The 5,282-nt window shown below is 60.5% G+C and carries 5 protein-coding genes and 1 rRNA gene; 2 read left to right on the plus strand and 4 right to left on the minus strand.

The genetic code is table 11. From position 1 onward, the window contains the following. Nucleotides 1-254 precede the first annotated feature (254 nt). Nucleotides 255-539, minus strand: a complete 285-nt coding sequence (locus RUGAMON1_RS32390; RefSeq protein ID WP_116994085.1) for an SDR family NAD(P)-dependent oxidoreductase — start codon at nucleotides 537-539, stop codon at nucleotides 255-257. A 188-nt stretch (nucleotides 540-727) separates the two neighbouring features. Here RUGAMON1_RS32390 and RUGAMON1_RS32395 point away from each other — a divergent pair, with 188 nt between their 5' ends. Both RUGAMON1_RS32395 and RUGAMON1_RS32400 read left to right on the plus strand, forming a co-directional pair. Continuing rightward, a complete protein-coding gene (locus tag RUGAMON1_RS32395; protein ID WP_445234384.1) occupies nucleotides 728-1,624 on the plus strand; it encodes an AraC family transcriptional regulator in 897 nt (298 codons plus the stop codon). Nucleotides 1,625-1,712: 88 nt separating this feature from the next. Then, on the plus strand, nucleotides 1,713-2,246 hold the full coding sequence (locus RUGAMON1_RS32400) for an outer membrane beta-barrel protein (protein WP_445234381.1): 534 nt from the start codon (nucleotides 1,713-1,715) through the stop codon (nucleotides 2,244-2,246). Nucleotides 2,247-2,251: 5 nt separating this feature from the next. Here RUGAMON1_RS32400 and RUGAMON1_RS32405 read toward each other — a convergent pair whose 3' ends face one another. From RUGAMON1_RS32405 to rrf, 3 genes are all read right to left on the minus strand, one after another. Further along, nucleotides 2,252-3,709 carry a GTPase domain-containing protein gene (locus tag RUGAMON1_RS32405; RefSeq protein ID WP_445234382.1) on the minus strand — a complete coding sequence of 486 codons (1,458 nt, stop codon included), beginning with the start codon at nucleotides 3,707-3,709 and terminating at the stop codon, nucleotides 2,252-2,254. After that, a complete protein-coding gene (locus tag RUGAMON1_RS32410) occupies nucleotides 3,702-5,111 on the minus strand; it encodes a DUF2868 domain-containing protein (RefSeq protein ID WP_445234383.1) in 1,410 nt (469 codons plus the stop codon). Before RUGAMON1_RS32410 ends, RUGAMON1_RS32405 begins: the two co-directional genes overlap by 8 nt. Nucleotides 5,112-5,179: 68 nt before the next feature. Continuing rightward, nucleotides 5,180-5,282 (minus strand): 5S ribosomal RNA (gene rrf / locus RUGAMON1_RS32415); the annotation flags it as partial.

Raw genomic sequence — 5,282 nt, forward strand, 5'->3', positions numbered from 1 at the left:
ACATTTGATATTTTAAGTTTCACGCTGCCTAAGCAACGTGTGCACTTTCATCAAACGTCCACACTTATCGACTGTAAATTTTTAAAGAACTTATTCGGTACTGCTTGCTGAAGAAGCGTTGTGTTCATCAGCGAAGAGGCAAGATTATGAAGTGTTTCGTTTATCTCGTCAAGCTCTACTTTTTCCCGCTTCACTCAGCAACATGTGCTGTGTTCTGCGAGGGGGCGAACTATAGCAAGGGCCTAGTAATTCTGTCAAACATTATTAATGACAATATCGACACGCTTATGTACGTCCTCGGCAAACGCCAGAAACTCGCGCATCTCTTCCGGCTGGGACACATCCAGTGCATACCATTCGGCTGAACCGCCAGCCCTGCGGATCTCCGTGACCAGCGCGTGCAGCTTGCTGGAGCGGCGCGCGCCAAGGACCACATGATGTCCTTCGCCCGCCAACTGGCGGGCTGTCGCCGGACCGCAGCCCCGGCTGGCGCCGGCAATCAGGATAACCTTACGAATTGTTTGTACAGTAGCAGTCATGATGCGGTCCTTTCGATGGCAGTAACACCAGACTGCATCTTACGGACTCCGGCCCATCCTGCGAATGCACACGACTATGCACTTATTGCCTAATCCTATAGATCGGTGTGTGCATGCTGGCGAGGAGGCCCGGAATCATGGATCATTCCTATTCATTACAGCATTGAGAGGGAACGGACGTGGAACGCATGATCGCACTGCATCAACAGTTGGCGCGCAACGAGGGCTACACCCTGTCGGCGCTCGACGATGTCCGCCTGACCCGATCGAATTGCAGCTCGACCAAAACCCCGGCCATGTCGGATCCCTGCATAGCGATCGTACTTCAGGGCCGCAAGCGCGCCTACTTTGGCGGCGACGTGCTCCAGTTCGACGCCGAACACTACCTGGTGGTCGCCGTGCCCATGCCCTTCACCAGCACCACCGACGCCACACCGGAGGAACCGTTCCTGGGCCTGTCGATCCGGGTCGACCGCACTACCCTTGCCGACCTGATGTTCGCCATCGACCAGACCGACAACGAAGTGCCGGCCATGCCCAAGGGCATGATGACCACCCGCATGGATGAACGTTTGAGCGAAACCGTGCTGCGTCTGCTCGAAGCCTTGAACTCGCCGCTGGAAGCGCGCGTGCTCGGCCCGGCGATTGTTCGTGAAATTTGCTACCGCGTACTGATAGGGGAACAGGGTGCCGCCATGCGTGCGGCGCTGACCAACCAGGGACAGTTCGGCCGGATCGCCAAGGCGCTGCGCCGCATCCATGCCGACTACTCGGCCGACATCGACGTCGGCATGCTGGCCGCCGAAGCAAACATGAGCGTGCCAGCCTTCCATGTGCATTTCAAGTCGGTCACGCACTGCTCACCGATCCAATACCTGAAGTCCGCCCGTCTGCACCAGGCGCGACTTTTGATGGCGCGCAGCGACATGACGGCGCAATCCGCCTCGGCCCAGGTCGGCTACGAAAGCCCCTCGCAATTCAGCCGCGAATTCAAGCGCTTCTTCGGCCGCAGTCCCGGGGAAGAAGCCAGCGCCATGCGCCGCCTGCTGGCCGTCCAGCCAGCAGAACCCGCAAGATTGCTTTAAAAATAATATGCGGGTACTATTCGGTCACTGGCGGAATTGAAAATTAGTCAACTTCGCCCCGGTAGTACCACCTCATATCAGGAGCAATATGCGACAAACCATGATCACCGCCGCAGCGCTCGCGACGCTGCTGTCGGCGGCCGCGCCGGCCTTCGCCGGACCGGGCTTCGAACCAGGCATTTATGCCGAAATCATCGGCGGCCGCACTTCGGTCACCTCCAAGTACGCCGCTAACGGCGACGACGTTTCCTTCGGCGCCGGGCTCGGCTATCAGTACACGCCGAACTTTGGCTTCGAAGTCTATACCCGCAGCCTGAGTTTCATCCCTCTCGTGGCGCTGGTGTCTGCACCGGGCTACTACCCCGACCAGCACTCCGGCATTGCAGCCATCGGCACCATACCACTGAGCGAAAGCTTCAGCCTGTTGGGCCGCGCCGGCGTGGGCCGCACCAGCATGAAAGCAAACCGCAGCACGATGAGCGACCGCACCGATACCGATGCGGTGATCGGCGTTGGCGTGCGCTACGCATTCAACCGCAACTTCTCGCTGAGCCTGGAAGGCACCTACCTGAGCAAGAGCGAAGTTTCGATCTATTCTTTCGGCGCCCGCTACCAGTTCTGAATCGCTTAGCGCTGCATGTCTGGATACAGCCGCGCCAGCGTGGCTGATGTGATGCGCTGAACAAGCGGCTGGATCAGGCTGATAGCTGATACGGCCGCATTGTCAGCGCGCACACTCCGCCACAAAGCCAGTAGTTCCGCATCGTGTTGTGCGACAGTCCGCTCCACCTCGCTCTGCCAGAATGCCGGCGACTCGCCTTCGATAAAATCACCACGGCCTCGGCCGAAATGCGCGACCGCCAGATAGCGCAACACGCCGGCCACCACCAGCGTGCGCAGGAAGGCTTCGGTAAATTGCATGGTGGCCTGCTTGCGATCGGTGCTGGAATTGAATCCCCAGGCCGCGCCGGCAAAGGTCAGCGCGCCCACCACGCCACCGAGCAACGCACCGCCGCCAAGACTCAACCCGCCAGACAGCAGGTCGGCCGACAGGCCGGTCGCGGCGCCGGAAATCATCGCCCCCAGCAAGCCAGCCTGCGCCTGGTCGATCGGCGCGCGTACCGCAAAATTGTCGCGCACCCTGGCATTGATCTTGACTGCGTCGGCGGGATCAAGCTTATGCAGGATCAGCAGCTCGCGCGTCATCTCCGCGGTCGCCTGATTCAGGCGCGTGACAAGGGCAGCCATCGCGCGATCCTGGCATTGTTGTTCTTCATTCTTCCCTATGCCTACCACTTGCAGCGCGGACTTGAGCACGCTCCGGGCCTTGGCTTCGATAGCCTCGTTATCCTGCGCGGCCAGCACCAGCTGCTTGGCCAGCAATTGCATCGCCTGGTCATAGCGTTGTGTATTGTTCGCTTCCCAGACTGCGAGCAGGCGCGCGTACGCCGCTTGCATCTGCTCATTCAGCTGCTTGCCGACCGCCTCGTAGAAGACCCGTTCATGCACCCAGCAGCGCGCAAACGCATCAAGCGCCAACACTTCACGCACCACCGGATACTGGCGCAGATGATCGCGCCACCGGGCCTGCTCCGCTTGCTCCAGCGCTGCCGGGCGCGGCGGCCCCATCTGATTGAGCAGCACCAGCACCGGCTTACCCAGCCATGCCAGGATCTGCATTTCCGCAGGCAGGTAGCCGGCGTCTTCGGGCGGCTCGGCGGAGTTCACCAGGTAGAGCACTACATCGGCCGCATCCTTGGCGGCGCGCAACGCTTGCTGACTCAGCCAGAATGGCCGGTCGCGATGCCGGTCGATGACTTCGCGCAGGAACCAGCCAATCAGATTGCCCGATAGTCCCAGCCGCTTCAGCAGACGCACCGAGTCGCCGAAGCCCGGCGTATCCCACAGCTGCAAGGTATCGCCCTGCGGTGTCTCAAGCAGCGTGTGCGATTCGGCGAAGACCGTCACATGCGCCGCATCGCGCACTTCGCCGACATCCACGCCGATCAGCGTGCGCGCCAGCGTCGTCTTGCCGTTGTTGGTGTGCGAGATCAGCGCGAGCTGAATGGGCGGGTGTCTATCCATGGGTCTTCAGCAGGTTGACGACTTCGGTCTTGACTTGATGAAAGGCGCAAAATTGCTGCCATAGCGCGGTGCGTTCAGCGAGGCGCGCGCGGGCATCGGCCTGCTCGCCCATGCGTTCAAGATAGGCGGATTCGTCCAGCAAGGCGATGACCTCGCGCGGTGACGACGCTACCAGATAGTCGAGCAACGCGCCGTGATTTTCCTGCTCCGGCGTGGCCGATAAATTGAACAGCACCGCTGTGGTGTCCACGCTCAGGTCCACGTCTCGCAAGATCAAATGCGGCTCCGCACCGTACGCGATGGAAGGCCGCAGCATCAGGCAGCCTTGCTCGCCGAACAGCGTGACGGCGATCTGTGCCAAGCCCTTGTGGCGTGTTTCATCAACGGTAAAACTATAAGGCAACACCCGCAGCGTGCCGCCTGCCGCGATGCCGAAACCTCCGCCAAGTTTGCGGAAATATGGCTGGTCCAGATCCAGCGGAAAGCGCTGCGCCCATCGCGCGGCACGCCAGTTGCCGAGCGCGGCCAACAGCAGGCGCGGCAACACCACCAGCAACAACATGGTGGCAGCGTACAAATGCACCCAGCGTGCGCCGCCTTCGGCCGCGGTGGTTTGCGGGAAGCGCAGCGCCGCAACCTCGGCAAGCGAAAAGTCTTGTAGATGAAATATGGCGACCGCCGGCGCGAACAATATGGACAGCAGTGCATGCACCTGGCTGGCATCGAGAAAAGTACTTTCCCAACCGGCTGAGTATTGCGACCAGAGGCCGCGCGCGTACAAGGAGGCGAGTGCGCCGAGTGCAAACATTGCAGCACTCAGGTGGATGGTACGGCTCAGGCGCGCAGCGGTGAGCTTCGCGCTCAGTTGCATCCATTCGGCCGAAAAACTCAGCAGGGCCGACGACAGCGCTTGCGGCAATTTACGTGGCAAGCCGGGCTTGGGCGTCAGTCGCGAGATCGGCCAGGCCGGCCGGCGCGCGGGCAGCAACAGCCAGACAAGCATGCTCAGATACACCAGCATATTCCACGCGATAATCAACAACAGCGGCGCCGACAGCAAGTCGACGCGGTGCGGATCGGTGATGCGGTCGAGGCCGGCGCCGAGCAGCAGCGCGATGATGGGCAGGGCAAGTGAAAAGGCCTTCCAGCTGCGGCGCTGTTTGGCGAAGGCGGCAAATGCGGGCGTGCGTTCAGCGATGCGTTTGAGGATTTGTTCTGAGCGCTGCTGCAGGAAGTCATCGGCCGTTACCTCGGCCTGTTTGCCGGAGGCTTGCCATTGCGCGAGTTCGCGCGCGCTGCGGCTGGCGTACATGCGATCGTCGTCGCTGAGAATTTCTTTATTCTGGTCGGCGGTCTCGATGGCACGTACCAGTACAACGTCTCTCGCAGTGTGTTCGTTCATGTTGAGAGTATATCTCCGAACGAAAAAAAGCCCACCAGGATCACCTGGTGGGCTTTTTAGTATAACTAGCCTGACGATAACCTACTTTCACACTGGTTGCAGCACTATCATCGGCGCAGAGTTGTTTCACGGTCCTGTTCGGGATGGGAAGGGGTGGGACCAACTTGCTAT

Source organism: Duganella rhizosphaerae, assembly GCF_040364205.1.
Classification (GTDB): domain Bacteria; phylum Pseudomonadota; class Gammaproteobacteria; order Burkholderiales; family Burkholderiaceae_D; genus Rugamonas; species Rugamonas rhizosphaerae.